This window comes from Neorhizobium sp. 05N33 (assembly GCF_056397445.1).
The window spans coordinates 45180-69649 of the sequence record NZ_JBFTNK010000005.1 but is presented as its reverse complement, the minus strand read 5'-3'; the positions used below and the strand labels follow the sequence as shown (position 1 = coordinate 69649).

The 24470-nt window shown below is 62.1% G+C and carries 24 protein-coding genes; 12 read left to right on the top strand and 12 right to left on the bottom strand.

What is annotated here, in order from left to right; translation table 11 throughout:
* Positions 1-42: 42 nt before the first annotated feature.
* From AC1DLT_RS15230 to AC1DLT_RS15220, 3 genes are read right to left on the bottom strand one after another with little or no spacing between them, the layout of a single operon-like run.
* Positions 43-552 (bottom strand): flavin reductase, encoded by a 510-nt coding sequence (locus tag AC1DLT_RS15230; protein ID WP_051899875.1) that lies wholly within the window; start codon positions 550-552, stop codon positions 43-45.
* Positions 549-1643, bottom strand: coding sequence for an LLM class flavin-dependent oxidoreductase (locus AC1DLT_RS15225; protein WP_477487297.1), 1095 nt, complete (start codon positions 1641-1643; stop codon positions 549-551). The genes AC1DLT_RS15230 and AC1DLT_RS15225 overlap by 4 nt, the downstream gene beginning before the upstream one ends.
* A complete protein-coding gene (locus tag AC1DLT_RS15220; RefSeq protein WP_051899878.1) occupies positions 1640-2347 on the bottom strand; it encodes a GntR family transcriptional regulator in 708 nt (235 codons plus the stop codon). Before AC1DLT_RS15220 ends, AC1DLT_RS15225 begins: the two co-directional genes overlap by 4 nt.
* A gap of 196 nt (positions 2348-2543) precedes the next feature.
* Between AC1DLT_RS15220 and AC1DLT_RS15215 the strand changes: the two genes are divergently transcribed.
* Positions 2544-3299, top strand: coding sequence for an HpcH/HpaI aldolase family protein (locus tag AC1DLT_RS15215; protein WP_477487296.1), 756 nt, complete (start codon positions 2544-2546; stop codon positions 3297-3299).
* Between the two features lie 27 nt (positions 3300-3326).
* Positions 3327-4253: an NADP-dependent oxidoreductase gene (locus AC1DLT_RS15210; RefSeq protein ID WP_477487295.1), complete on the top strand. Its 927-nt coding sequence runs from the start codon at positions 3327-3329 to the stop codon at positions 4251-4253.
* Positions 4254-4259: 6 nt separating this feature from the next.
* Here the strand turns inward: AC1DLT_RS15210 and AC1DLT_RS15205 are convergent, their stop codons facing one another.
* Entirely contained in the window at positions 4260-5066 is an 807-nt protein-coding gene (locus tag AC1DLT_RS15205; protein WP_477487294.1) for an aspartate/glutamate racemase family protein, read from the bottom strand.
* Positions 5067-5164: 98 nt separating this feature from the next.
* On the opposite strand from AC1DLT_RS15205, the gene AC1DLT_RS15200 reads away from it, so the two are divergent.
* A complete protein-coding gene (locus AC1DLT_RS15200) occupies positions 5165-5707 on the top strand; it encodes a winged helix DNA-binding protein (RefSeq protein ID WP_051899885.1) in 543 nt (180 codons plus the stop codon).
* Here the strand turns inward: AC1DLT_RS15200 and AC1DLT_RS15195 are convergent.
* The 6 genes from AC1DLT_RS15195 to AC1DLT_RS15170 form a co-directional block, all read right to left on the bottom strand.
* A complete protein-coding gene (locus AC1DLT_RS15195; RefSeq protein ID WP_477487293.1) occupies positions 5686-6477 on the bottom strand; it encodes a cyclase family protein in 792 nt (263 codons plus the stop codon). The genes AC1DLT_RS15200 and AC1DLT_RS15195 overlap by 22 nt on opposite strands.
* Entirely contained in the window at positions 6474-7718 is a 1245-nt protein-coding gene (locus AC1DLT_RS15190) for an SDR family NAD(P)-dependent oxidoreductase (RefSeq protein ID WP_477487292.1), read from the bottom strand. Before AC1DLT_RS15190 ends, AC1DLT_RS15195 begins: the two co-directional genes overlap by 4 nt.
* A complete protein-coding gene (locus AC1DLT_RS15185; RefSeq protein WP_477487291.1) occupies positions 7718-8893 on the bottom strand; it encodes a thiolase family protein in 1176 nt (391 codons plus the stop codon). The genes AC1DLT_RS15190 and AC1DLT_RS15185 overlap by 1 nt, the downstream gene beginning before the upstream one ends.
* Entirely contained in the window at positions 8893-9318 is a 426-nt protein-coding gene (locus AC1DLT_RS15180) for an organic hydroperoxide resistance protein (protein WP_105423096.1), read from the bottom strand. Before AC1DLT_RS15180 ends, AC1DLT_RS15185 begins: the two co-directional genes overlap by 1 nt.
* Positions 9319-9389: 71 nt before the next feature.
* Positions 9390-11003 carry an AMP-binding protein gene (locus tag AC1DLT_RS15175; RefSeq protein WP_477487290.1) on the bottom strand — a complete coding sequence of 538 codons (1614 nt, stop codon included), beginning with the start codon at positions 11001-11003 and terminating at the stop codon, positions 9390-9392.
* A 10-nt stretch (positions 11004-11013) separates the two neighbouring features.
* Positions 11014-11442: a hypothetical protein gene (locus tag AC1DLT_RS15170; protein WP_477487289.1), complete on the bottom strand. Its 429-nt coding sequence runs from the start codon at positions 11440-11442 to the stop codon at positions 11014-11016.
* Between the two features lie 401 nt (positions 11443-11843).
* Between AC1DLT_RS15170 and AC1DLT_RS15165 the strand changes: the two genes are divergently transcribed.
* The 5 genes from AC1DLT_RS15165 (at position 11844) to AC1DLT_RS15145 (ending at position 18403) form a co-directional block, all read left to right on the top strand.
* Complete coding sequence (locus tag AC1DLT_RS15165) at positions 11844-13379, top strand: ABC transporter substrate-binding protein (RefSeq protein WP_477487288.1); 1536 nt, start codon at positions 11844-11846, stop codon at positions 13377-13379.
* A 76-nt stretch (positions 13380-13455) separates the two neighbouring features.
* On the top strand, positions 13456-14472 hold the full coding sequence (locus AC1DLT_RS15160) for an ABC transporter permease (RefSeq protein WP_477487287.1): 1017 nt from the start codon (positions 13456-13458) through the stop codon (positions 14470-14472).
* A 1-nt stretch (position 14473) separates the two neighbouring features.
* Positions 14474-15349: an ABC transporter permease gene (locus AC1DLT_RS15155; protein WP_477487286.1), complete on the top strand. Its 876-nt coding sequence runs from the start codon at positions 14474-14476 to the stop codon at positions 15347-15349.
* A 1-nt stretch (position 15350) separates the two neighbouring features.
* Positions 15351-17228 carry a dipeptide ABC transporter ATP-binding protein gene (locus tag AC1DLT_RS15150; protein ID WP_477487285.1) on the top strand — a complete coding sequence of 626 codons (1878 nt, stop codon included), beginning with the start codon at positions 15351-15353 and terminating at the stop codon, positions 17226-17228.
* Entirely contained in the window at positions 17225-18403 is a 1179-nt protein-coding gene (locus AC1DLT_RS15145; protein ID WP_477487284.1) for an alpha-hydroxy acid oxidase, read from the top strand. Before AC1DLT_RS15150 ends, AC1DLT_RS15145 begins: the two co-directional genes overlap by 4 nt.
* 6 nt (positions 18404-18409) lie before the next feature.
* Here AC1DLT_RS15145 and AC1DLT_RS15140 read toward each other — a convergent pair whose 3' ends face one another.
* Positions 18410-19123, bottom strand: coding sequence for a hypothetical protein (locus AC1DLT_RS15140; protein ID WP_477487283.1), 714 nt, complete (start codon positions 19121-19123; stop codon positions 18410-18412).
* 370 nt (positions 19124-19493) lie between these two features.
* Between AC1DLT_RS15140 and AC1DLT_RS15135 the strand changes: the two genes are divergently transcribed.
* Positions 19494-20297, top strand: coding sequence for an ABC transporter substrate-binding protein (locus AC1DLT_RS15135; protein WP_477487282.1), 804 nt, complete (start codon positions 19494-19496; stop codon positions 20295-20297).
* Between the two features lie 77 nt (positions 20298-20374).
* On the top strand, positions 20375-21049 hold the full coding sequence (locus AC1DLT_RS15130) for an amino acid ABC transporter permease (RefSeq protein ID WP_247136796.1): 675 nt from the start codon (positions 20375-20377) through the stop codon (positions 21047-21049).
* A 15-nt stretch (positions 21050-21064) separates the two neighbouring features.
* Here the strand turns inward: AC1DLT_RS15130 and AC1DLT_RS15125 are convergent, their stop codons facing one another.
* Complete coding sequence (locus AC1DLT_RS15125) at positions 21065-21580, bottom strand: MarR family winged helix-turn-helix transcriptional regulator (protein ID WP_477487281.1); 516 nt, start codon at positions 21578-21580, stop codon at positions 21065-21067.
* Positions 21581-22031: 451 nt separating this feature from the next.
* On the opposite strand from AC1DLT_RS15125, the gene AC1DLT_RS15120 reads away from it, so the two are divergent.
* Together AC1DLT_RS15120 and AC1DLT_RS15115 are read left to right on the top strand one after the other, a co-directional pair.
* Positions 22032-22814 carry a cyclase family protein gene (locus AC1DLT_RS15120; protein WP_038546964.1) on the top strand — a complete coding sequence of 261 codons (783 nt, stop codon included), beginning with the start codon at positions 22032-22034 and terminating at the stop codon, positions 22812-22814.
* 64 nt (positions 22815-22878) lie between these two features.
* The gene (locus tag AC1DLT_RS15115) at positions 22879-24468 is read left to right on the top strand and encodes a phytoene desaturase family protein (protein WP_477487280.1); all 1590 of its coding nucleotides are present in this window, start codon (positions 22879-22881) and stop codon (positions 24466-24468) included.
* The last annotated feature ends 2 nt before the right edge of the window (positions 24469-24470 follow it).

Below are 24470 nucleotides of genomic sequence, written 5' to 3'. Positions count from 1 at the left end.
GCAAAGACCTCCGCGGGACAAACTCCCGCGGAGGTCTCCATCTCACTTGAGATGATGATAGCGGCGCCGAAAATAGACGAGTGCTTCTTCATCTTCCGGGCCGTGGACAATCCCGACGACCCGGCAGAACAGAACATGATGCGTGCCGCTCTCGACCGCATTTTCCACTTCGCAATCGAAAGACACGACCGCATCGGTCAGCCGCGGCGATCCCGTCGCGGCAAGCACCCAATCGCCTACCGCGAACCGGTCATCCTGCGGCGTCGAACCGCCGAACAGCCTCGACATCGGCTCGTGGCCGGCACCCAAAGTATTGACGCAGAGCACCCGGTTTTTCTCGAACATCCCGGCGACCGAACTCGACCGGTTGAGGCAGACGAGCAGCGTCGGCGGCCGGTCCGTCACGCTGCAGACAGCTGACGCCGTAAAGCCCGCAAGCCCGCCCGGCCCGTCTGTCGTGACGATGTTCACCGCCGCCGCCAGCTGCGCCATCCCTTCCCGGAAGGCGAGCCGCGTCGCATCCACCTCGTCGCTTTGAATATTTATCGTCATTCGACCCTCAGCCCCGCTTTTCTTAACAAAGGCACGACGCGATCGCAGAAGAAAGGCAGCTCATAGGTGTAGTTTACGAAGGACATGGCGATGCCGGAATACCCCTGTTCGGCGATCGCGATCATGTCTTCGACGATCTTTTCCGGCGTACCGATCAACGGATAGCCGCCAGCACCGCCTGCAAACCGCTTTCGATAAAGATCGTAAGCACTTTTGTCGTGCGACTGGGTGAATTCCTTCTTGCCGGCCATGTGCGCGTCGACCGCTGCGTGATCGGCCATCGTCACGGCATAACGCTCGTAATAATCCTCGGCCTCCTGCTGGGTCTCACGGCAAACGACGTGGCAGACCGTATAGGCCCCGACGTCGCGGCCGAGCTTGTCTGCGCGGGCTTTGATGTCCTCCACGTGTTTTCCGGCCTCGGAGATCTCGGTGAAGGTGGTGAACAGGTATTCGCAGTTCTTGGCCGCGAAATCCCGGCCCGGCCCGCCGAAGGCGGCATTCATGGTGACCGGCCGCGGCGACTGCAGGCTGGCTGGTCGGCTGACGACGTCCTTCAGCTTGTAATAGGTTCCGTCGTAATCGAATGGCGCGTCCGACGTATAGGCCCTCTCCATAATCTCCAGCCATTCGTCGGCTTGGTCATAACCCTTCTCGACCAGCGGCACCCCGAACATGCCGAATTCCTTCGGGTTCCAGCCGCAGACGATGTTGAGACCCGCCCGGCCACCGCTGATATGATCGACGGTCGCCAGCGCCTTCGCCGCATAAAGGGGATGCACGAGCGGCACATGCACGGTCATGAACAGCCCGATCCGCTCGGTGACGGAAGCAAGGCCGGCCGCCCAGGTGAAAGTCTCGAAGGACCATTCACGCACCCGGTTCTTGCCGCCGAAACCCTTCCAGCGGGCGATCGGCAGGAAAAAGTCGAGCCCACCGCGATCGGCGATCTGCACGGCGTTGAGATTGTCCTCCCAGCGTGCCTGCCAGCGCTCCGGCACGTCGGTAATCGCAAGCCCCCCATCCGCATTCGGCGAAAAGACGCCGAGTTTCAGTCTGCTGGGGCCTTTCAGCGGATGCGGCTTGATCATGCTGTTCCTCTCTTTTGTATTCTTCTGCGAGCGGGACGCGCGGTCTCCGCCTCTTCCAACTGGCGCCGCCGGACGGAGAGGTAGGCTTCCTCCGCCGCGAACATGAAAAGCGTCATGCGGTCCTGAACCATCAGCGGGTCGTGCGCGAGGAAGGCCGCATGAATACGGGAAAGACCGTCGATATACTGATAGGCCGTAGCCGGGTCGGCGAACGTGCCAAGCCGCACCGACTGGAAATAATCGATGAAGCGGGAAATCGTCGCCGCCATATGCGGATTGTTGACCGCCTTGAGCCAAGCATTGCGGAAATCGACATTGGCCGCCAGCAGGGCTGGAATATCGCTCGCACCCAGCGCCAGTTCCACCCGGTTCATTGCCGCCGTGATCTCCGCCTCGATCTCCGGCGTCATGTCGCGGGCGGCACAGGCTGCGGCACGCGGCTCGAGCTGGCGGCGCACCTCGAAAAGCCCGGAAATGTCCTCCAGCGACAATTCCCGCACCGCAAAGCCGCGCGTCGTGCCGACCAGATACCCTTCGGAAACCAGCCGAAGCAGCGCCTCGCGCGCCGGCATGCGGGAAATACCGTGGGCATTAGCGATTTCGGTATCCACCAGGCGGTCGGTCGGCGAAACGGCGCTCCGCTGCAGCTTCAGCCGCAGATCGGCATAGATCGCATCCACCAGATTGTCGCTCGGCTTCAACATAGAAATCCCCTCCGAAAACCGTATACTGATTTTGGCAGATTTCAAGCAATTTTCGCAATAATTGCATTTTCTCTGCGCGATATCGTTAATTGCAGTATACTGTTTAATTCACTTGCAGCGTCCAGAATTTTAGGCTTAAACTTTATTTTGGCGCAGGTTTCAAAGCCGTTTCAGCAGATTTCAGAAGGTATCCCCGATGAGCGACTTCCGCAGAAAATGTATCGGTCACGAGCGCGTTATCGGCACATTCGCGGCGATCCCGCATCCGGTCGCAATCGAGGTGACTGCTGCGGCCGGCCTCGACTTCATCTGCATCGACGCCGAGCATGCTCAGATCGGCCGTGAACTGATCGAAAACCTCGTCCGCGCCTCGGATGTCCATCGCGTGCCCGCCATGGTGCGCGTTCCGGGCCACGCCCCGGAATCGATAGCCGGCGTGCTGGATGCCGGAGCTGCCGGCGTGTTGGTGCCGCGCGTCTCGACCGCCGCCCAGGCCAAGGCCGCCGTACTGGCAACCCGCTATCCGCCGATTGGCGAACGCGGCGTCGGACCGGGCCGCGCCGCCGGCTACGGCTACCGCATTCCCGATTATCTGAAATCGGCCAATGAAAGCCTCGTCCTCGCAATCCAGATCGAGACCGCCGAAGGACTCGCCAGTGTCGAAGAGATCGTCGCCGTCGAGGGCGTCGACGTGGTCTTCATCGGTCCTGGCGACCTCTCCGTCTCGATCGGCGCGATAGGGCCGGATGGAGCCGAGAAGCTGGACGCGGCCATTCTCAAGATCACCAAAGCCGCCCGCAAGGCAGGCAAGGCCGTTGGCATCTTCCGCCCCTCCGCCGATGACATCGGTAAATGGACCGAGGCCGGCATCAGCTTCTACCTGCTCTCAAGCGATACGAGGTTTCTCGGCGCCGGCATCGCTGCCGACGTCGCCGCCGCGCGCTCCGCATAAGCCCCATCGACTTCCAGGAGTGACGCCGTGAAGGCCATCCAGTACAGCGAACACGGCCCGGCCGATGTGATGCACTATGTCGACCTGCCCGATCCGGTCGCCGGACCGGGCCAGATCCTGGTGAAACTCGAGGCCGCCAGCGTCACGCCTTTCGACTGGAAGCTTCGTGCAGGGCATCTGCAAAACCATTTCACACTGCCGATGCCGAGCGTGCCCGGCCGCGACGGCGGCGGCACGGTGGTTTCCGTCAGCGACGGCGTCACGGAATTTGAGATCGGAGACCGTGTCGCAGTCATGGCCGGCGTCTTTGCCCAGGGCGGTTATGCGGAAATGATCGCCGTCGATGAAAAGCATGCTGTCAAAATTCCGGACAGCCTCTCGACCATCGACGCCGTGGCACTCACTAATGCCGGCCTCAGCGCCTGGATTGCGGTGCGCACCGCGGAAGTCAAATCCGGCGACAAGGTTCTCGTGCATTCAGGCTCCGGTGCGGTCGGCGGATTGCTGGTCCAGTTCTGCCACCATCTCGGCGCCCATGTCGCCGCCACCTGCCGCTCCACGAACCGCAATTATGTCCTCGGCCTCGGCGCCGACCGCGTCGTTGCTTATGACGAGGAGGATTTTTCCGAGATCCTCACCGGCCAGGACATCGTCTTCGAACTGATGGGCGGCGAAGTCCACGACAAGTCCTACAAGGTGCTGAAAAAGGGCGGCCATATGGTCTGGCTGGTCGCCGATCCGATCCGGGACCGCGGCGAGGAATTCGGCGTCAAAGTCACCCGCGCAATGATCACCGACGACAAGTCAGCGCTTCAAGGGATGATGGATCTCGCCGGCGCCGGCCTACTCAAGCCCCAGGTCGCCCGCACGATGCCCTTGTCGGAGGCAGCCGAAGCCCACCGCCTGATGGAAAAAGGCGCCATCTCGCGCGGGCGCCTGATGCTGACGATGTGACGTTTCTTAAGTGCCGGTCGGAAACAGCGGTGCCTGACGGCCGTTGGCGACGAAAGTCCGGAAATCCTCGATCGCATGCTCGTTGGCGAGCGCGCAAAATGGACCGCGGCTCACCTCGATGCCGCTGATCTTCTGCAGCCGCACGTCCATCTCGGCGCTCTTCAGCGCAACTGCCGCCGTGTTGACGACCGGGGCATGCAGCACCTTGAACCCGTATTCGCCGCCGACCAGGAGGCCCGGCAGAACGCCTGCCGGCACCACGACATCGGCGCCATCGCGCACCAGCGGCTCGGCGCAGGCGGTGAAATTGGCAAGCATCCGCCGCCGCGCATCGTCATCGCCCGCAAAGGCAGCGCTGAAATCCGAAGGCGCGCAGTTCATGCCGGCGACGTGCTTCACGCGACCGCCGAGGCCGTAGAGATCGGCCTGCTCGTAATGCCAGGCCTGGAACACGTCGTCGAGGGTGACAAGCGCCATGCGTCGGCCGAGCCGCGCGGCGTAATGCATGCAGACCTCGCCGGCGCCAATCACGGGAATGGTCAGTGCCGACTTGAGCTCATAGAGGCCGGGATCCTGAAAATGGCCGATGACGACCGCGTCATATCCGCGGCTCGCCGCCTCCAGCCCGTTGTCGATGGCGATCGCCGCGCAACGGAACTCGGCCAGCCGCCCGAAATGACGATCCGGCGGACTGATGCCGAAGACGTCAACGGTCGTTCCAGGCTCGGCAATACCGTTCAGATAATCCGAGAGCCGCGTCATATAAGCGGCGCTTGCAGTGGCATCGATGAAGCTCTGCCAGAAGATGCGCATATTTCCCTCGTTTGGTCCGCTTTCGTATGCGGTTTCGCACTCGTCAAAACTAGAATTTAAGGCTTTACTCGCGACGCAATTACAACCCGGAGAGCCAGATGATATCGCCTGCCACGCCCGAAAACCCGCTGAGCGATACGGCCCTCGAAATGTCGGAAGCCGCCCTCACCGAATTCGAATGGTCGCTGTGGCGGATTTCCGCCGCCTTCCTGCGCTGGCAGTCGGAATGCTCGAGTGAACTTGCCGGCTCCGGCCTGAGCGGTCTCGATACCGCTATCCTGCACACGATCCGTTACCGTAACAAGCCGAAAGGGCTTGGTGAGATTTCTCGGCTGCTCGGCCGCGACGACACCGCCAATATTCAGTATGCGATCAAGAAGCTCCAGACCCTGCAGCTCATCGAACGCGTCAAGGGCCGCTCCCGCAAGGACACGCTCTACACGCCGACCCGCAAGGGCACCAAGCTCACCCAGGATTACCGGGCTCTGCGGCGGCAGCTTCTCGTGTCGCTGATCCAGAAGATGGAACGTGCGGAACAGGGGCTCGGCGAAGCGACGGAAATGCTGGAACTGCTCACGAGCTTCTACGACACTGCCGCCCGGCGGGTGGCGAGCGGCTCTCATCCCGTCGAGCGTTCCTGAACCAGCGCCAGCACGCGCAGCGGGCTGCCCGAACCGTTCTGGATTTTGAGCGGTGCTGCAACGATCATCGCACCCATGGGCGGGAGCTGGTCGAGATTGGTGAGGCACTGCAGCCCGTAACGCCCAGCACCATGCAGGAAATGATGCGCCGGATAGGGCGGCGAGAAATGCCCAGCCTGGCCGGCGTCTGTGCCGATCGTCTCGGTGCCGAAGCCGATGATGCCACGCTCCTCGACCAGAAAGCGCATGACTTCCGCATCCGGTCCGGGCGTATGGGCGCCATCTGCTTGCAGATTGGCATAGGCGGCACCTGACTTTTTCGACCAGTCGGTGCACAAGAAGACCCAGGATCGCGGCGGAATGCGGCCATGCTGTTCTTCCCACTTCACGACATCCGCAACCGTCAGCAGGAAATCCGCATCCCCGGCCGCCTGCTGCGAGCAATCGATCACGCAGGCCGGCGCGATCATATCGGCCGGCGGCAGCGTATCGACGGAATTGAGCGGCAGGTCGCGGCCGGTATACCAATGGATCGGCGCATCGAAATGCGTGCCGGTGTGCTCGCCGAAAGAGAGGTTGTTCCAATACCACGCCGGCCCGCCACCGTCGTAACGCGAAATCCGCTCCATCCGGAACGGCGCGGATTGCCCCAGTTCCGGCGGCATGACGATGACCGGAAAATCCGGAGACAGGGTATGGGTGAGGTCGACGACGCGAACCGCACCGCTCGCCAATGCTCCAGCGAATTTGCCCAGAATATCGCCGCTCATTGACCAGCCTCCCGCTCGACGGCCTTGGGATTGTCGAACAGCCGCGCCTCGATATCCTTGGCGACGTCGCCGACATAAATGTCTTCCAGACCGCGCTTTAAACCGTCGAGAACGGCATCGGCCAGAGCCTTTGGCGCCACCTTCGGCGGCGGCACCGCCTGGAACCATTCGCTATCGAGCGGCCCGGTGAATGCGTTGACGACCCGGATACCGCCCGGCCTGAGCTCGGCTCGAAGCCATTGCGACAACGACAGGCACGCGGCATGTGCAGCGGAATGGACGCCGAACTGCGGCACATTGCTGAGCCCGTGGACCGAGAGCACATTGACCCAGGCAACCGCCCCAGCCGCACCGTCGGCGCCGCGCGAGCGCATCACCGGCCCAAAAGCCTGGGCAAGGCGCATCAGTCCCATCACGGTATGATCCATCGCCTCGCGCGCCGCATTGGCCGCGCCCGCATCGAAGAGATGCGCGGGCCGCACATGATCGGCCGTGTTGACCAGGATCTCGACCTTGGCGCCGATATCCATCGACAACTCCTGCACCGAACGTTCGCTGGTCAGGTCGAGATCGACGACTTCGACACCCTCGATCGCCTCCAGCGACGCCTGCTGGTCAAATGGCTTCCAGCGATCTGTCACGCCGACAAAAATCTTGGACGCTCCCGCTTTCCCAAGAGCCTGCGCCAACGGCAGCGCAAGTGGGCTGCGCCCATCGGTGATCAAGACCCGACGGTGCTTCGGGTCGGCGGTCATCTCGCGCCATTGAGGATCGTCTTCCATGTGCGGCGTCTCCGAAACGGGCTTGGCAAAGAACACGGCCTGTCCGGCCCGGTCCAGCTGCAGGGAAAGCTTGAGCCGACTACCAAGCCCGCCGCAATCGCCATGCAGATGCACGACGGCAATCGGCCCGCAATCGAGCTGAACCAGCCCGGTGCGCCAAGGCATGTGCTCGCGAAAATAAGGATCGCTGGTCACTTCAATGCGGGTCTCCGAGAGCAGCAGACCACCTGTCGGCGCTTCCCGGAACGGCAGGTCTGACGAAAGGCAATTCGGGCAGGCTTCGCGCGCCGGATAAGTGTAGCGCCCGCATTCGCCGCAACATTGCAGCATGAAGCGACCGGTCGCGGCAGCGAGCGTCAGCCCGTGCGCCTTGCGGCTGCGCGCTTGAGGCGGCAGCAGCGGCTGCGTGGTGCGGGCGAGCGGGTTCTTTCGCTTCGGTTTGAGGAAGGGTTCGGTCATCACGCGCTCGCCAGAATGGCGGCCGCAGAGGCGAGCCCGCGGTCGTAGTTGATCATGCCGAAACCTGAAACCAGCCCGAGTTTCGCATCCTCGACCTGCCTGCCTTGTGCTGTCCCCAAAAGCTGGCGCATCGCTTCGGTAATCCCGAGATGCCCGCCGGCGGCCCCCGCCTGGCCGACCGAAAGCTGGCCGCCGGACGTGTTGTGCGGAAAGGATCCGTCGATCGTGAACGTGTGTTGGCGCACGAAATCCGGTCCCTCGCCCTTTGTGCAGAAACCCAGGTCCTCGAACTGCATCATCGAGATCACCGCGTAATCGTCGTAGGTCTGGACAAAATCCATGTCGTCCGGCTTCGAACCCGCCATGCCATAAAGTTCGTCGTGATCGACCACCCAGCCGCCGCGCACCTGCACCGGATCCTCGGCAAACGCGTTGTGCCGCTCGATCGCCGACAGCAGTCGGACGAAGGGAAGCCCGAGCGACACCGCCGTCTCTTCGCGCATCACCAGAAAGGCCTCCGCACCGGCGCAAGGCATCACGCAATCGAAAAGGTGGAACGGCTCGGCGATCGGCCGGGCCGACATGTATTGCTCGAGCGTCAGTGGCTTCTTCATCAGCGCATCCGGGTTTCTGAGCGCATTGTCGCGCTGCGCGACGCAAAGCTTGCCGAAGTCTTCCCGAGTTGCACCGTAGCGATCCATGTAGTGGCGTGCGATCAACGCAAAACTCGCATTGGGGCCGCCCGCGCCATAGGGATAGGAAGCATCCTGCGCAAAGCGGGAGAAGTTGGCGAGTGTCTTGCGGAACGTATCGACCTGATTGGTGTCGGCCGCCACGCAGGCGACGATATCCGCGTCGCCCGCCTGCACCGCCCGCGCCGCGCGGCGGATCGAGGCGATGCCGGCGGCGCCGCCCATCGGCAAATGATCAAGCCAGCGCGGCGACAGCCCGAAATGCTGGGTGAGCGCAATCGCCGCATCCGGCCCCATGGTGAAGCTCGCGACCGAAATACCATCGAAATCCCGATGGCTGATGCTGGCGCCTTCCGCCAATGCCCTGAGCGCCTTGCCCATCCACCAATGCGCGGTCTCGATGGAATAACGCTGGTAGGGCACCGTCACCGGTACCGCCAGAACCACGCCCTCATAAGATTGCCGCGCGCGGGAGACGACCATCAGGCCACCGTCAGTTTGACGTCGACATTTCCACGCGTCGCATTGGAATAGGGGCAGCGTTCGTGCGCACCGGCGACGATCTCTTCCGCGACTGCGCGCTGGATGCCGGGCAGGGACGCCACCAGTTCCACCGCCAGCGCGTAACCGACCGGCACCGGGCCGATACCGACCTTGGCGGTGATTGAAACGTCATCCGGCAACGCGATCTTGCTCGTTCGCGCCACGAGCTTCACCGCACCAAGGAAGCAGGCCGCATAACCGGCGGCGAAAAGCTGCTCCGGATTGGTTCCCTCGCCTCCAGGGCCACCGAGCCCTTTCGGCACCGAAAGATTGACCGCGAAACTGCCATCAGCGCTCTGCGCTTTTCCTTCCCGGCCACCATGCGCGGTAACGGACGTCTCATAGAGGATCTTTTCCGGGGTCATGCGTGCCTCCATATCGTGATTTAAGCTGTGATTTATGCTATATCAGAACTGATGGGGGACCGTAAGGGAGTTCATCCGGCCTTGCGGATCGACGCCTTCAGCTTCCTGAGGTCGATGGCCGAGCCATCCTCGACCGCCTTTGCCGCCATCGTCTTGATCTCGCCGCGCTGCAGCTTCTGGGTCGAACTCACCGGCAGCCTGTCGATGAAGACGACGTAGCCGGGAAGTTTGTGATAGGCGATATGGGCGCCGGCAGCCTCGATGATCCGCTTTGCCTTTTCCGCCGGCTCGCCCGCTCCGACGGTCTCGCTTTCGACGATGAAGGCAAAAACCTCCTCGCCGCGCAGATCGTCCGGCACTGGCGTTACCGCAGATGCCTTGACCGCCGGATCCTTGGCAAGGGCCGCTTCCACTTCCAGCACCGCGATGTTCTCGCCGCTGCGCCGCACGATGCTCTTCTTGCGGTCGAAGAAGTAAAGAAGTCCCTTTTCGTCGGCATAAACGACGTCGCCGGTATGGAACCAGCCATCCTCCCAGGCCTCCTCGGTCGCCTTCTCATCCTTCAAATAGCCGCTGAAGAAACCGTCGCGCGGGTTCGCGCCTTGGGCACGCACCAGCAGTTCGCCAGGCTTGCCAATCTCCGCATCATGCCCGGCATCGTCGACGATCCGAAAATCCATGCCGGCACGCGGCCGGCCGATGCAGCGCAGGCCTGGCGTATAGTCGTCCGCCGCGGTGGTGGTCACTGCCCGGCCGCCGGTTTCGGTCATTGCCCAGGCTTCGACGATCGGGATGCCGTAGCGCGCCTCGAATTCGATCTTGTGACGGGCATCGACGCCCGGTCCCAGCGCGAATTTCACCTTATGTGCCTGCTCCGCTTCGACGGCCGGGAGCTGCAGCAGGATCGCCGGGATGACGCCGAGGCAATGGATGATCGTCGCGCCGGAATCGGCGATCGACGCCCACCAGCTGCTCGAATGGAACCGGTCGAGCGGCACGATCGCGCCGCCCTTCATGATCATGCCGACGGCCGTGCAGCCGAGCGCATTCATGTGGAACATCGGCAACGGCGTCAGCGCCACTTCGGTTCCCTCGCCCATTTCGGCGATGCCGCCCTGTGTCGTGTACCATTCGGCGATACCGATGAAATAGATGTTCGAAAGGATGCAGCCCTTCGGCTTGCCGGTGCTGCCGGAGGTGAACAGCAGCGCGCATTCGGCATCCGGACCGCCGGGCCGCGCCTCGCATGTTTCCGGCGAAGCCGGAATGTCGCCGCCGGCAGCGATCACTGTCACCTTGCCGGGCGAGATATCCCGCAGATCATCCAGCCGCTCGCGGATGACGACCATCAGCGGAGCCTCGGCCATGTCGAGCTGGAAGAGCAACTCGTCGCGGCGCAGGTCGGGATTGATCGGCACGATCGAGACGCCGATCGCGTTCAGCGCCAGCCAGTAGTCGAAGAATTCCGGACGGTTTTCGAGGAGGAGCGCGACGCGAGCCCCGATCCCATATCCTGCCGCCGCAAACTTCTGCTTCAGAAGGCCGACACGGGCGAAAGCGTCGCCGTAGCTGTAGCGAAAACCCTCGGGCGCATAAGGAAGCTTGGCACTGGCCGGCGCGATCAGCATCGGCGCATCCGGGTTCTTCAGCGCCTGGTTCTCGAATAGGAGATAGGGAGAATGCATGGCTCTGTCCTTATGCACGTTCCAGGATACCCTTGATCAGGAACATCTCGGCCTCGTGGATCGTGCCGAACTGGACCCATTCCGCATCCGTCTGCGTCTCCAGCCGCCACGTCAGCAGCGTCACCACGCACCTCTCCGGCCCCATGCGCAGGAGTTCCCCCGGGATGACGCGAGACATATTGCGGAACTGCATGGCTTCCTTGGCCGCACCGACCTCGTAATCCACCTGGAAGCGGTCGCGGTCGACATCGAGCCGCACGAATGTCTGTTTTCCCGTGAAGGTCGAGGTGCCGACGAAGAGGCCGGGCTCGATCTCTGTTCGGTTGAGGCTGCCCCAGGCCCACTGGCCCTGTTTGAGCCCGTCCGACATCAGTTCGAACGCGACCGCCGCCGGGCGCTCCACCATGATGCTGCTGGAATGACAATGCGGATCGATCATGAGCATCCCTCTTTCAGTCGCGTTGAGGCGTCATTTTCCTAAAAGACATTTTAAGCATAAAATAATTGGAAAGGACGTCAACGGGTTTTTGCGGGCCCGGCCTTCGGCGGCCGCTTTGGCGATCGCCGCCCATCGGGTTCTCAACTTATAGGCTGAGAAAAACCGACATTTCCGGCCTTCTACACGCAGAAGTCGACAGGATTCTCAATTTCTGACGAACGGAAATTTTAGGCTTGAAGTAATTTATACCTCGTTCTACGATCCCCTCAATTGTTAAGGGGACGACCGCAAAAAGCGGCATCGAAAATCAACAGAAGCCCCTGGCAGGATTGCAGGCTTGCGTTCACCAACCGCCGCAGGTCCGTCGGTCGCGATCGACGGGCAGAACCAGAGGGATCGTCATGACTTTTGAAATCGACCGCAGAAATCTCCTGCAGATGCTCGGCCTTGCCGCGGTCAGCGGCTCTGTGCTTTCGCAGGCCACAATCGCTTTCGCCGCAGACACCGATAACGTCACCATCGGCTGGCCGTCCGATGTGCCGTCCTGGGACCCGAACCTTCGCTTCGTTCCGGACGCGCAGCCGCTCTTCAAGATGGTCTTCGACCAACCGCTCGATCAGTCGCCGGACCTGAAGCTCATCGGCAACCTCATCACCAAGTGGGACCTGAAGCCGGATGGCCTTTCGATGCCGTTCGAGATCCGCAGCGACGTAAAGTTCCACAACGGCGATCCGATGACGATGGAGGACTTCAAATATACCTTCGTCGATCGCATCAAGTCCGGCCTGAAACTCGACATCGCCAATTCCTGGCGCACGCTGACAGACATCGAAATCCTCTCGCCGACCTCCGGCGTGATGAAGTTCTCGGTCCCGACGCCGACCGCGCCGCAGTGGCTGGCTTTTCTCGGCAGCTATCTGGTGCCGAAGAAGTATATCGAATCCGTCGGCCCGGAAGAATTTGCAAAGAAGCCGGTCGGCACCGGCCCATACAAGCTCGTCGACTACCAGATGAATTCCCGTATCGTGCTGGAGCGCAACGACGCCTATTTCGGCACCAAGCCGAAGATCAAGCGCGTCACGATCGACATCATCAAGGATCCGTCGGCGCGTACCGCAGCCATCCAGTCCGGCCAGGTGGACTTGACCGTCAATATTCCGGTGCGTGAAGCCGAGCGCCTCGGCAAGACCGAAGGCCTGACTGCCGAAATCAACCCCTTCACCCGCCTGATCCTTTTGCAGATGCGCAATGACAAGGGATTTACGGACATGGCCGTCCGTCTTGCAGCCCATCACGCGATCGACAAGGCAGCGCTCTCCAAGGCCTTTTACGGCGGCGCGGCCGTGCCGCTCTCCGTACCGGCCACGCCCGGCACGCCGGGCTACCTGCCCGACTACAAGTTCGCCTACGATCCGGAACTGTCGAAGAAGCTTTTGGCCGATGCGGGTTATTCGGCCGACAAGCCGGCGACCTTCACGCTTGCCGCCACCAACGGCCAGTTCCCGAGCGATTTCGATATTGCCCGGGCACTGGTGCAGATGTGGCAGAAAGTCGGCCTGAAGGTCGAACTGCAGCAGATCGAATATTCCAAATATTTCGAACTGAACCGCGGCGGCCAGTTGCCGGAAGCGACCCTCTACAGCTTCGACAACGCCACCGGCGACCCGGAGATCTTCTCCGGTTACCTGATGAACCCGAAAATGCCGTTCGGCGCCTGGAAGGGTCCGGAAATCGGCGACAAGATCCTCAAACTCTTTGTCGAACCGGTCTACGAGAAGCGTATCGCCGGCTATAAGGCCGTCGCACAGGAAGCTGTCGAGACCGGCGCCAACATCCCGATCCTTCAGAGCGTCCAGACGCTGGTGCGCAAGAAGAGCCTGAACTACGTCAAGTACGGCAATGCCTGGGTCCTGGGCAGTACCATGTCCTGGTCCTGATACCGGCTGACCTCGCCATCCTGGGGTCCGGGCACGCCCGGACCCGTTCCTTCACATCGTCATACGGGGCATGCGCATGTTTGCGACCATTGCCAAGCTCTTGGTAAAGCGTGTCCTCACCGCGATACCGATCCTGCTGCTTGTTTCCGCGCTTCTCTTCTGCATCCTGCGCATCCTGCCGGTCGATCCGGCCGCCATGTCCCTGCCGCCCAATGCGACGGTCCAGGAAGTCGAGGCGATGCGCACGGAAATGGGGCTCAACCTGCCGCTCTACCAGCAGTATGGCATCTGGCTGAACAAGCTCTTCCAAGGCGATATCGGCCGCTCCATCCATTTCCGCCAGGATGTGACGAGCCTGATCGGTTCGACTTTGCCCGCCACTATCGAGCTTGCCGTCATCGCCATGATGGTCGCAACCGTCTTCGGCCTCGCGGGCGGCCTCTTCCTGTTCTACGTGCGCGGCACCCGCGCCGAAGCGGTGATGGATTTCGTTTCCATCCTGCTGCTCTCCCTTCCGGAATTCCTCTGGAGCCTGTTCCTGCTCCTGATATTCGGTGTCTTTTTCGAGGTCCTGCCCTTCACCGGCCGTCTTAGCCCCGGTTTCGAGCGCCCGCTCGTCACTGGCTTCCTGCTGTTCGACAGCCTGATCACCGGCAATATCCCGACCCTCCTCAATGCGCTCCAGCACATGATCCTGCCGTGCCTTGCACTCGGCATCGCGCTGTCCCCCTCTCTCATGCGCGTGCTGCGCTCGAGCCTGCTCGATGCCTATCAGGACGACTACATCCAGCAGGCCCGGCTTCGCGGGCTTTCCGAAAAGCGCATCCTGATCCGCCACGGCCTGAAGAACGCCATCCTGCCGACGCTGAGCCTGATGGGCGTGCAGTTCGGCTTCCTGTTCGGCGGCACCCTGCTGGTCGAAATCATCTATTCCTATCCGGGCATGGGCAACCTGATGGTCGATGCGATCCGCAACGCCGACCTGCCGATCATCCAGGGTGCGGGGCTCACCTATTGCGTCGCCGTTCTGGTGATCAGCATCGTGGTCGACAGCCTCTACCTGATCCTCAACCCGAAACTGAGGGTGCGTTGACATGCTACGATATGCGAACGGGCGACCGCTTCCGCTCTGGCTGAAATCCGGCCGCGTCCAGACGGGCCTCGTCATCATCTTCATTCTGGCCGTCTGTGCGATCTTTGCGCCCTATCTGGCGCCCAACGATCCGAACGAGCAGAACCTGCTGTCGATCCTGACCCCGCCCGTCTGGGCCGATGGCGGCGATGCGATGTTTCCGCTCGGCACCGACAGCCTCGGCCGCTGCGTCCTGTCCCGCCTGATTTTTGGCGCCCGCGTGGCGCTCACCGTGGCGTTTACAGCCTCGATCGGCGCGATGATCATTGGCGCCTTCTTTGCCCACGTCGCCGGTTATTTCGGCGGCTGGGTCGATTGGGTGATCGGCCGCATCGTCGAGATCTGGCTGTCCTTCCCCCCGGTCATTCTGTCCCTGATCCTGATGGTCGGCCTCGGCACCGGACTGCGCAACGTCGTGCTCGCCATCATCCTGGTCGACTGGACCCGCTTCTGTCGGGTGCTGCGAAGCGAAGTCATCGTCCTGCGCCGACGGGACTACGTCTCTGCCGCGCAGCTCATCGGCTTCTCGCACTGGCGCACCATCACCCGCGAAATCCTGCCCGGCACCCTGCCGCTGCTCATCACACTGATGAGCCTCGAAATGGGCGTCGCCATCATCGTCGAGGCGATCCTCTCCTTCGTCGGCATGAGCGTCGGCTCGGAAACGCCGGCCTGGGGGCAGATGATCGCCGATGCGCGCCAGAACATCTACGAGGCGCCGTTCAACCTGATCGCGCCGATCTTCGCGATCTTCTTCGCGGTCTTCGGCTTCAATATCCTGGGCGACGGCCTGCGCCGCACCCTCGACACGCGCCTGACCCAGACGGAGCGCACCTGACATGGCCATTCCCTCGCCCAAAAATCCCATTCTTTCTGCGCAAAATCTCTGCGTTGAATCGGTAGGAGCCAAGGAAAATTTCCCGGTCCTGACTGATCTCAACTTCTCGCTGGAGCCCGGCAAGATCCTCGGCCTGGTCGGCGAATCCGGTGCCGGCAAGTCGATGATCGGCCGCACCATCTCGCAATATCTGCCGAAGGGGTTTGCGGTTACCAGGGGCACGCTGGCCTTCGACGGCGAAGATCTGGTGAGCATGCTGCCGGAACGCCGCCGCAGCCTGCTCGGCCGCGACATCGCCTTCATTCCGCAGGAGCCGCTTTCCGGCCTCAACCCGGTGCTGACGGTCGGCCAGCAGATCAAGGAACATCTTCTGCGGATCGGCCTTGCCCCCGGTGAGAACTGGCGCGAGCGGGCGCTGAAGGAGTTCGAATCCGTACATCTGCCGCATGGCGCGGCATTGCTCGAAAAATATCCGCACCAGCTTTCCGGCGGCATGTGCCAGCGCATCCTGATCGCCATGGCTTTTGCCAGCCGCCCGCGTCTCTTGATTGCCGATGAACCGACCACCGCGCTCGACGTGACGATCCAGGCCCGCATCGTCAAGCTGATCGCCGAAATGCAGAAGCGCGATGGCACGGCGGTGATCTTCATCACTCATGACCTGCGCCTCGCCTCGCAGATCAGCGACGAGATCATGGTCCTCTATGCCGGCCGCCCGGCCGAGCGCGGACCCGCCAAGCAGCTCTTTTCGGCACCGGCCCATCCCTATACACGCTGTCTGCAGCTCGCCAACCCGACGATTACCGGCCCCCGCCGCGGTCTCTTCATCCTGCCCGAGCGCATGCCGGGCCTGCGCGTGTTGAAGGAACTGAAGGGCTGCCGCTTCGCCTCGCGCTGTCCGAACGCGATCGAGGCCTGCACCCGGTCCGAACCGCCGCTTGCCGATATCGGCCCGAACCATATCGCCGCCTGCATCCGCACCGAAAAAACACCCGATATCGTGCCGCCGCCGCTGGCACCCGGCCGCGAGATCGCATCGAGCAGGATCCATCTCAACGGCGAGAAGCTCACCAAGGCCTACACGACGGCCTGGAGTCCGTTCGCCAAGCGCAGCGCCTTCAAGGCGGTCAACAGCGTCGATTTTTCGCTCGGCGAGGGTGAGTTCGTCGGTATCGTCGGCGAAAGCGGCAGCGGCAAAAGCTCGCTCGCCCGCCTCGTTGTCGGCCTCGATACACCGACAGACGGCAAGATCACGCTGGCTGGCCGCGACATTACCGCCAATGGCAATGCCGACAGGGCCTATCGCCGCGACTATATCCAGATGGTCTTCCAGGATCCGCAATCGGCGCTCAACCCGCGCCGGCGGATCGGCAGCATCGTCACCCAGGCGAACGAGGCGAGCGGATTGCACAACAGCACCCGCGAGCGCATGGACCGCGCCGCCGAACTGTTGAAGGAAATCGGCCTGCCGCCGGATGCGGCGATGCGTTTTCCCTCGCAACTTTCGGGCGGCCAGAAGCAGCGCGTCAATATCGCCCGCGCGCTTTGCACCCTGCCGCGCATCCTTGTCGCCGACGAGATCGTTTCCGGCCTCGACGTCTCGGTTCAGGCCCAGCTTCTCGACCTCCTGCTGAAACTGCGTGACGAACACGGCTTCTCGATGCTGTTCATCAGCCACGACCTGTCCGTCGTTCGATATCTCTGCGATCGGGTGATGGTCATGTATCGCGGCGAGGTGGTGGAAAGCGGCCGAACGGAAACCGTGTTTGCCGATCCGCAGCACGCCTATACGCGCAGCCTGCTCGCCGCCGTGCCGCCGGACGACGTCAATGCGGAATGGTCGCCGGTGCTTGCGGAAGCCGGCTATCAGGTCGAATGATGCCAATCGCAGGACGCAGATATTACAGCGGCCGGGATGTCGACCGCGCCGTCACCATCGCCGATCTGCAGGCCATGGCGCGACGCCGCCTGCCGGCCTTCGTTATGGAATATCTCGAGGGCGGCGCCGAAGACGAATGGACGCTTCGCCGCAACCGCGAAGTCTTCTCGGAAATCGAATTTCGGCCCTCGACGCTGACCGGCATCGGTATACCCGATCTTTCGACGACGATCTTCGGCCGCAAGATGCGGCTTCCCTTCATCATCGCACCGACCGGCTTCAATGGCCTGTTCCAATATCAGGGAGATCGGCTGCTTGCCGAAGCCGCCGCCAAGGCGGGCGTGACCTTCACCCAGAGCACTGTCTCCAACATGCGGATCGAGGAGCTTTCCGGCATCCCCAATCTCTCCCACTGGATGCAGCTCTATGTCTTCCGCTCGCAGGCCTTCATGGACGAACTGGTCGGGCGCGCCGAAAAAGCCGGCTGCCAGGCGCTGATGGTGACGACCGATGCTGCGACCTTCGGCAACCGCGAATGGGACCGCCGCAACTACCGCTCCGGCATGGACCCGACTTTCCGCCACAAGCTAGATATCCTCTGTCATCCGCGCTGGGCATTGTCGGTCATGGCACGCGGCATTCCGCCCTTCGGCAATCTGCTCGATTTTCTGCCGACCGACCAGCAGACCTTCGCTCGCACGGCCATCTGGTCGCGCGAACAGGTGGAGCCGGACCTTCACTGGAGCCATATCCGCCGCCTGCGGAAAATCTGGAAAAAGCCGCTGATCGTCAAAGGCGTCATGACGCTGCGCGATGCGGAACTCGCCGCTGACGCGGGAGCCGATGGCATCGTTATCAGCAATCACGGTGGTCGTCAGCTTGACGGTGCGCCATCGCCGATCACCATTCTGCCGAAGATCGCGGGCAAGCTGAAAGGCAGGATCACCATCCTTGCCGACAGCGGTTTTCGCCGCGGCACGGATATCGTCAAGGCTTTGGCGCTCGGTGCCGATGCGGTGATGACCGGCCGCGCAACACTTTATGGCCTCGCAGCCGGCGGTGAGGCTGGCGCGGCCCGCGCCATCACCATCCTCGAAGAGGAAATCCGCCGCACCATGGCGCTTCTCGGCTGCCGTTCGGTCGCGGATCTCGACCGCGACCATATAAAGTTCTGAGCGGCCTCACCGTCCGTCAGGGACGATGATCTGCGTCTCCATCGGGAAGTGCGAATTGCCGCCTTCGAAGGGCGGGAAGGTCTTGAAGTCCTCGCGCATTGCAATACGGGCCGGCGACTGCAGCGCTGCCTGAAGTGCGACAGGGCTGTCGAACATCACCCGGTTGCGCTGCATGTGGTTGACCCGCTCCCAGGGCAGAAACCCGCACCAGTCGACCCGTGAAAGGACCTCGATCTTGCGGATCCCCGGAAAGGTGCGCATCACCTGCGGGTGATGGCTGACATAGTGGTGCATCCAGACGTTCAGGTCCTCGGCCGGGCCGGTATAATGGACCACGTAGGAACAGGGATTGCCGTTCTTTTCTACATCAAGCCTGGCATCGTCGACCGGAAAGTGTCGCGCATACATGGCCTGCTGAGTGCCCTTGGCGCCGCGAATGCTCGACAGCACGCCCGAAGCCGCAAGCTGATGCAGGTGGCCGGTCGGCGCCATCGCGTCTTCCAGGTCGGTCAACTCGTTGAAATAGAGCTGCATGCCGAAGATCGGAGACTGCTCGTCCTTGTTGTACATGTCCTTGGTGACCTCAGGCGTGTAGAGGTTGGCCGTGGTCAGCCCGGGTGTCAGCTTGATGATCTCGGAGGCGGTCTCGACATCCGCCTTGCTCACGGCGAGCTGGCTTCCGTCGACATTCTCGAAAAAGGCGAAATAGGCAAAACGCATGGCTCGGCTTCCTGCTTCTCTTTAAGGGACCGCAACAATTGCCAGCGGCCTCTGTTCCCCGGTAGTGGCTCACTATCGAACCGTCGGAAAGAAAAAACAAGTTTAAACCTAAACTATTTTGAGCCATGATTCAGCCACCCGGACAACCGGTCTGGACATGATTTAAGCTTCAATCTTTCCCCTTGAAACTTGCCGGATTTTCCATCACGATCCGCTTCCAGGCGCGTTGAAAGAGGATATGAGACGCCGCCGGATAGCTCTTGGGAAAGGGCCCGCTCAGGTCACTTCATCTACCAACGATCAAGAAGAATTCGCATCCGATCCGGCAGGGAAAACAGCCGCCGGTCACCAAAACAGAGGGAACGCAATCATGACCACGACCCTTTTCCGCCGCGCCTTTTTTGGCCTTGCGGGTGCCGCGGCGCTGTCCGTCGCGAGCGCCGGCTTTGCCTCCGCGGCATCGCTTGCCGTCGGCTCCTATCCGAGCAATCCGCCCTTCGAATACAAGACGGCTGCGGGTACGTTCGAGGGTTTCGAAGTCGATATCGTCAACGAAGTCGCCAAGCGTCTCGGCATGACGGTCGAAATTTCCGACCTCGGCTTCCAGGCGCTCTTTGCGGCCACCTCTTCGAAGCGTATCGATGTGGCGATCTCCTCGATCACCATCACCAAGGAACGCCTCGGCAGCCAGTCCTTCACCCAGGCCTATTATGACGCCGACATGGGCATTGCCACCCGCAAGGAAGCGACCGTTTCCAAGGTCGAAGACCTGAAGGGCAAGGTCGTCGGCGTGCTTGCCGGTTCGACCGGCGACAAGTGGGCCAAGGACAACAAGGAAAAATACGGCATCACCGACATCAAGAGCTACAATGCCCAGCAGGACCTGCTGATGGATCTCTCCGCCGGTCGTGCCGATGTGGCCGTTAGCGACGTCCCGGGCATGGAATACGCCTTCCTCAAGATGAAGGACCTCGCCGTCAAGGTGCGCATCAAGACCGGCGAACAATACGGCCTGATGATGACCAAGGATCACCCGCTGCTGGCCAAGGCGAACGACGCGATCACCGCCATGAAGAAGGACGGCACTCTGGCCGCGATCCACAAGAAGTGGTTCGGCTCCGATCCGGCGGCCGATTCCGCTTCCGCCGTCGAACAGCCGCTGCCGAAGCCCTGAGCCGGCTACCGATAATACACCCCAGTCATGCCGGCCGGCGACGGCCGGCTTTTTCGTGAGCGTAAAGGCACCAGGAAATGACCCTCCTCGATACATTCTTCAACCTCGGGGTTCTCGGCGACGCATTTCCAGCGCTGCTGCGTGGATTGATCAACACCTTCCTGCTCGGCGTCGCGGGCATTGGCATCGGCATTCCGATCGGGTTGGTGATCGCGCTTCTGCGCCTCTACGGGCCAAAGCCGGTGCGTTATCTGACGGTGTTTTATATCGACATCTTTCGCGCCGCGCCGATGCTGGTGGTGCTGATTCTCATCTACTACGCGCTGCCGTTCGTCGGCATCCGCCTGTCCTCCTGGACGTCCGCCGGCCTCGCCTTCTCGATCGTCATGGCGGCCTATTCGGCTGAAATTTTCCGCTCCGGCATCGAGGGTATTGCGCGCGGTCAGTTCGAGGCGGCGGCGGCCCTCGGCCTGCCTTTCTTCGTCACGCTGCGCAAGGTCGTGCTGCCGCAGGCGATCCGCATCGTCATTCCGCCGATGACCAATAACTGCGTCTCGATGTTCAAGGACACGTCGCTCGCCTCAACCGTCGCGCTGCCGGAGCTTCTCAAGGAGGCGACGGACGCGCAGGCGCTCTATGCCAACCCGACGCCGCTGATCGGCGCTGCGCTGATCTACATCGCCTTCCTCTGGCCGATGGTGCGGCTGGTCAATCTGCTCGAACAGAGGTTCAACAAGGAAAAGAAGCGCTGACGCTGGCGGCAAGGCCTATTCGAAGGCGGCGCCGGAAAGGTGGTTGTTGGCGGAGGTCTTGACCGTGCCGATCTCCGCCCAGAGCGCAGCAACGGCATCCGGGCCGATATCCGCCATCATGTCCTGCAGCCAGCCTTCGTGCGCCGCGGCCATCGCCGCAAACAGTGTCACACCCGCCTCGGTCAGTTTTGCCACCGTCACGCGCCGGTCGCCCTGCGGCGTTACCCGCTGAATGTAACCATCGGCTTCGAGCCTCTCGACGAGCCCGGTGACATTGCCGTTGGTGACCATGGTGCGCTTGGAAAGCTCGCCGAGACGAAGCCCGTCCTTCTCCCGATAAAGCTGCGCCATCAGGTCGAACTGCGGCAGCGTCGCGCCGAACTCGGCGCGCAGGCGGCGGCGGATTTCCTGGCTGATCAGCTTGGTCGTCGACAGCATCCGCAGCCACAGGCGCAGCTCGGGCTTCGACCGCCCATGGGCGCCCTGGACGATGATCTCCAGATCGACGCCGACCGCTTCTGCTTCTACCATTTCGAATGTTGCCTCTGTAACCGATCCACCGTCTAGAAGCAGATATTTGAAATGTCAAAGGTTCGTGCTGCGACCATTATTGGGAACGGCGCTCGCCAGCCCACGTGACTGGCCCGATCATCACCCCATCATTAGCCGTCATCCGCGTCCATTATTTATTCATATGCATACATTTTCTGAAAACAGCATCAAGAACAGGCAATCTGTCGATAAGCGGATAGCTACTCATGCTTGCCCTTCACTGAGTCCGCAACAGCTTATTTCTCACGGAAGTGATCGATGTTCTTCGATAGGGATCGACCACATAAATTTGCGCGATGCAGCCTCTCCCAGTTGCTTGCATCCTCATATTTTCTGCAATAGGCTCCCTCATCGTTCAGCGGCATCCGGAGAGGAAAACCGGCTGCTGCCCGGCTTACGAAACCGGTCAATTCAAGGGGAACCCGGCACCATGTCTTCCAGCACGCTCACCAGTCTCGCTTCCGCTCTTCTCTCCGGCTCGGTCAAGGTCGTCGACCTGACGGCGCCGCTCGGGCCGGATACCCCCGTTCTTTACCTGCCGCCTCAGTTCGGCAAGAACACGCCGAAAGTCGCCGTCCACACGATCTCCGAATACAACGAGGACGGTCCGTTCTGGGCCTGGAACTGGCTGGAACTCGGTGAGCACACCGGCACCCATTTCGATGCGCCCTGTCATTGGGTTACAGGCAAGGACAAACCGAACAACACGACCGACACCATCCCGCCGCAGAATTTCGTGGCGCCGGTCAACGTCATCGACCGTTCCAAGGAATCCGCCGAAAACCCGGATTATCTGCTGACCGTCGACAGCATCAAGGAATGGGAAGCCGAGCATGGCGCGATCGAGGCCGGCAGTTGGGTGCTGATGCGCTCCGACTGGTACAAGCGCAACGGCTCGACCGAAACCTTCCTGAACGCAGACGAGAACGGCCCGCACTCTCCCGGCCCGACCGCCGAAGCGATCCAATACCTGATTTCGAAGGACATTATCGGCTGGGGCCAGGAAACCATCGGCACCGATGCCGGTTCGGCCGGCGGCATGAACCCGCCTTTCCCGGCCCACAACCTCATGCACGGCGCCGGCAAATACGGCCTCGCATCGCTGTCGAACCTCGATCAGCTGCCACCGAAGGGCGCCGTGCTGATCGCCGCTCCGCTGAAGCTCGTCAAGGGCACAGGTTCACCGGTCCGCGCCCTTGCGCTGATCTCCTGATCCGATCGAAGGGCCGGACCGGAAGGTTCCGGCCCTTTCCGTATCCAGCAGGAAGACGGGCGGCATGGCGGATTTCGACTACATCATCGTCGGCAGCGGCATCAACGCGCTCGTCGCCGCCGCCATGCTCGGCAAGAAGGGCAAAAAGGTCCTCGTTCTGGAGCGCAGCGACCGCATCGGCGGCTGCCTGCACACCGATGAAATCACCGAGCCCGGCTTTATCCACGACGTGATGGCCACCACCATGGTGCTGTTCCTGACCTCGCCCGCCTACGGCGCGCTCGGCAAGGATCTTGAAGCCCGCGGCCTCGAATTCGCCCATGCCGACCTGCCGACCGGTGTGCTGCGCCCGGACGGCTCCTCCGTCATCTTCGCAAAAGACCGCCAGCGCAATATCGCAACCTTCGAGGCCCTCGCAGCCGGCGACGGCAAGACGTTCGACAAGGAAATGAATGCGCTTGGCACCGATGCGGCCTTCCTGTTCTCTCTGCTCGGCGGCGCACTCTGGTCCGGCACGACGCTGAAAACGGTCGCCAGACAGGGATGGGGCAAGGGCCTGCGCCAACTCGCTGCCTGGTTCGGCGATGCACTGACACCAGCGCGCGGTTATCTCGAAACCACCTACAAGTCGGAAGGCGCTCACGCACTCTGGGCGCCCTGGGTCCTGCATTGCGGCCTGGCGCCGGAAAGCGCCTATTCGGCCGAAATGGTCAAGGTCATCGGTTTTGCTATCGAACTCGCCGGCTGCCCGATCGTCAAGGGCGGCGCGGCTAACCTCGTCACCGCCTTCGAACGGCTGATCACGGATCAAGGCGGCGCGATCCGCACTGGCGCGGATGTCGAACGTATCCTTCCCGGTCCGGATAATAAGGCTGCCGGCGTGCGGCTTGCAGGCGGCGAGACGATCCACGCCGCATCCGGCGTCGTCTGCTCCACGACGCCGAACCAGATCTATGACCGGCTGCTGAAGGACTGGCCGCAGCCCGCCCCCGCAGACGTAAAGGAAAGCGTCGCACGCTACCGTTATGGCAAGGGCAACATGCAGATCCATTACGCCCTCTCCGCGCCGCCGCGCTGGAAGGGCGACCCGGAGCTCGCCAAAGTGGCGCTGCTTCACCTGACATCCGGTCTCGACGGCGTCTCGCGTGCCACCAACGAATGCGAACGCGGACTGCTGCCGGCCGAGCCGACCGTCTGCGTCGGCCAGCCCGTCAGCTTCGATCCGTCGCGCGCGCCGGACGGCAAGTCGATACTCTGGCTGCAGCTTCCCGAAGCGCCGCGCTTCATCAAGGGCGATGCGACCGGTGAGATCGCTACACCTGCCGACGGCCGTTGGACCGATGAGCTGCGCGAACTTTATGCCGATCGCATCGAGGCTCTGCTTTCCCGCCACATCGAGAATTTTGCCGAGATAAAACTCGCCCGCCGGGCCTATTCTCCGACCGATCTGGAGGCGATGAACGTGAACCTCGTCGGCGGCGATCCCTATGGCGGCTTCTGCGGGCTCGACCAGTTTTTCCTCTGGCGGCCCTTCAAGTCGTCTGTTAACCACCGCACCCACGTGCCGGGCCTTTATCATATCGGCGCCTCGACCCATCCGGGGCCGGGGCTTGCTGGCGGCTCGGGCTTTCTGCTCGCATCGTCGTTGCGTTGAAA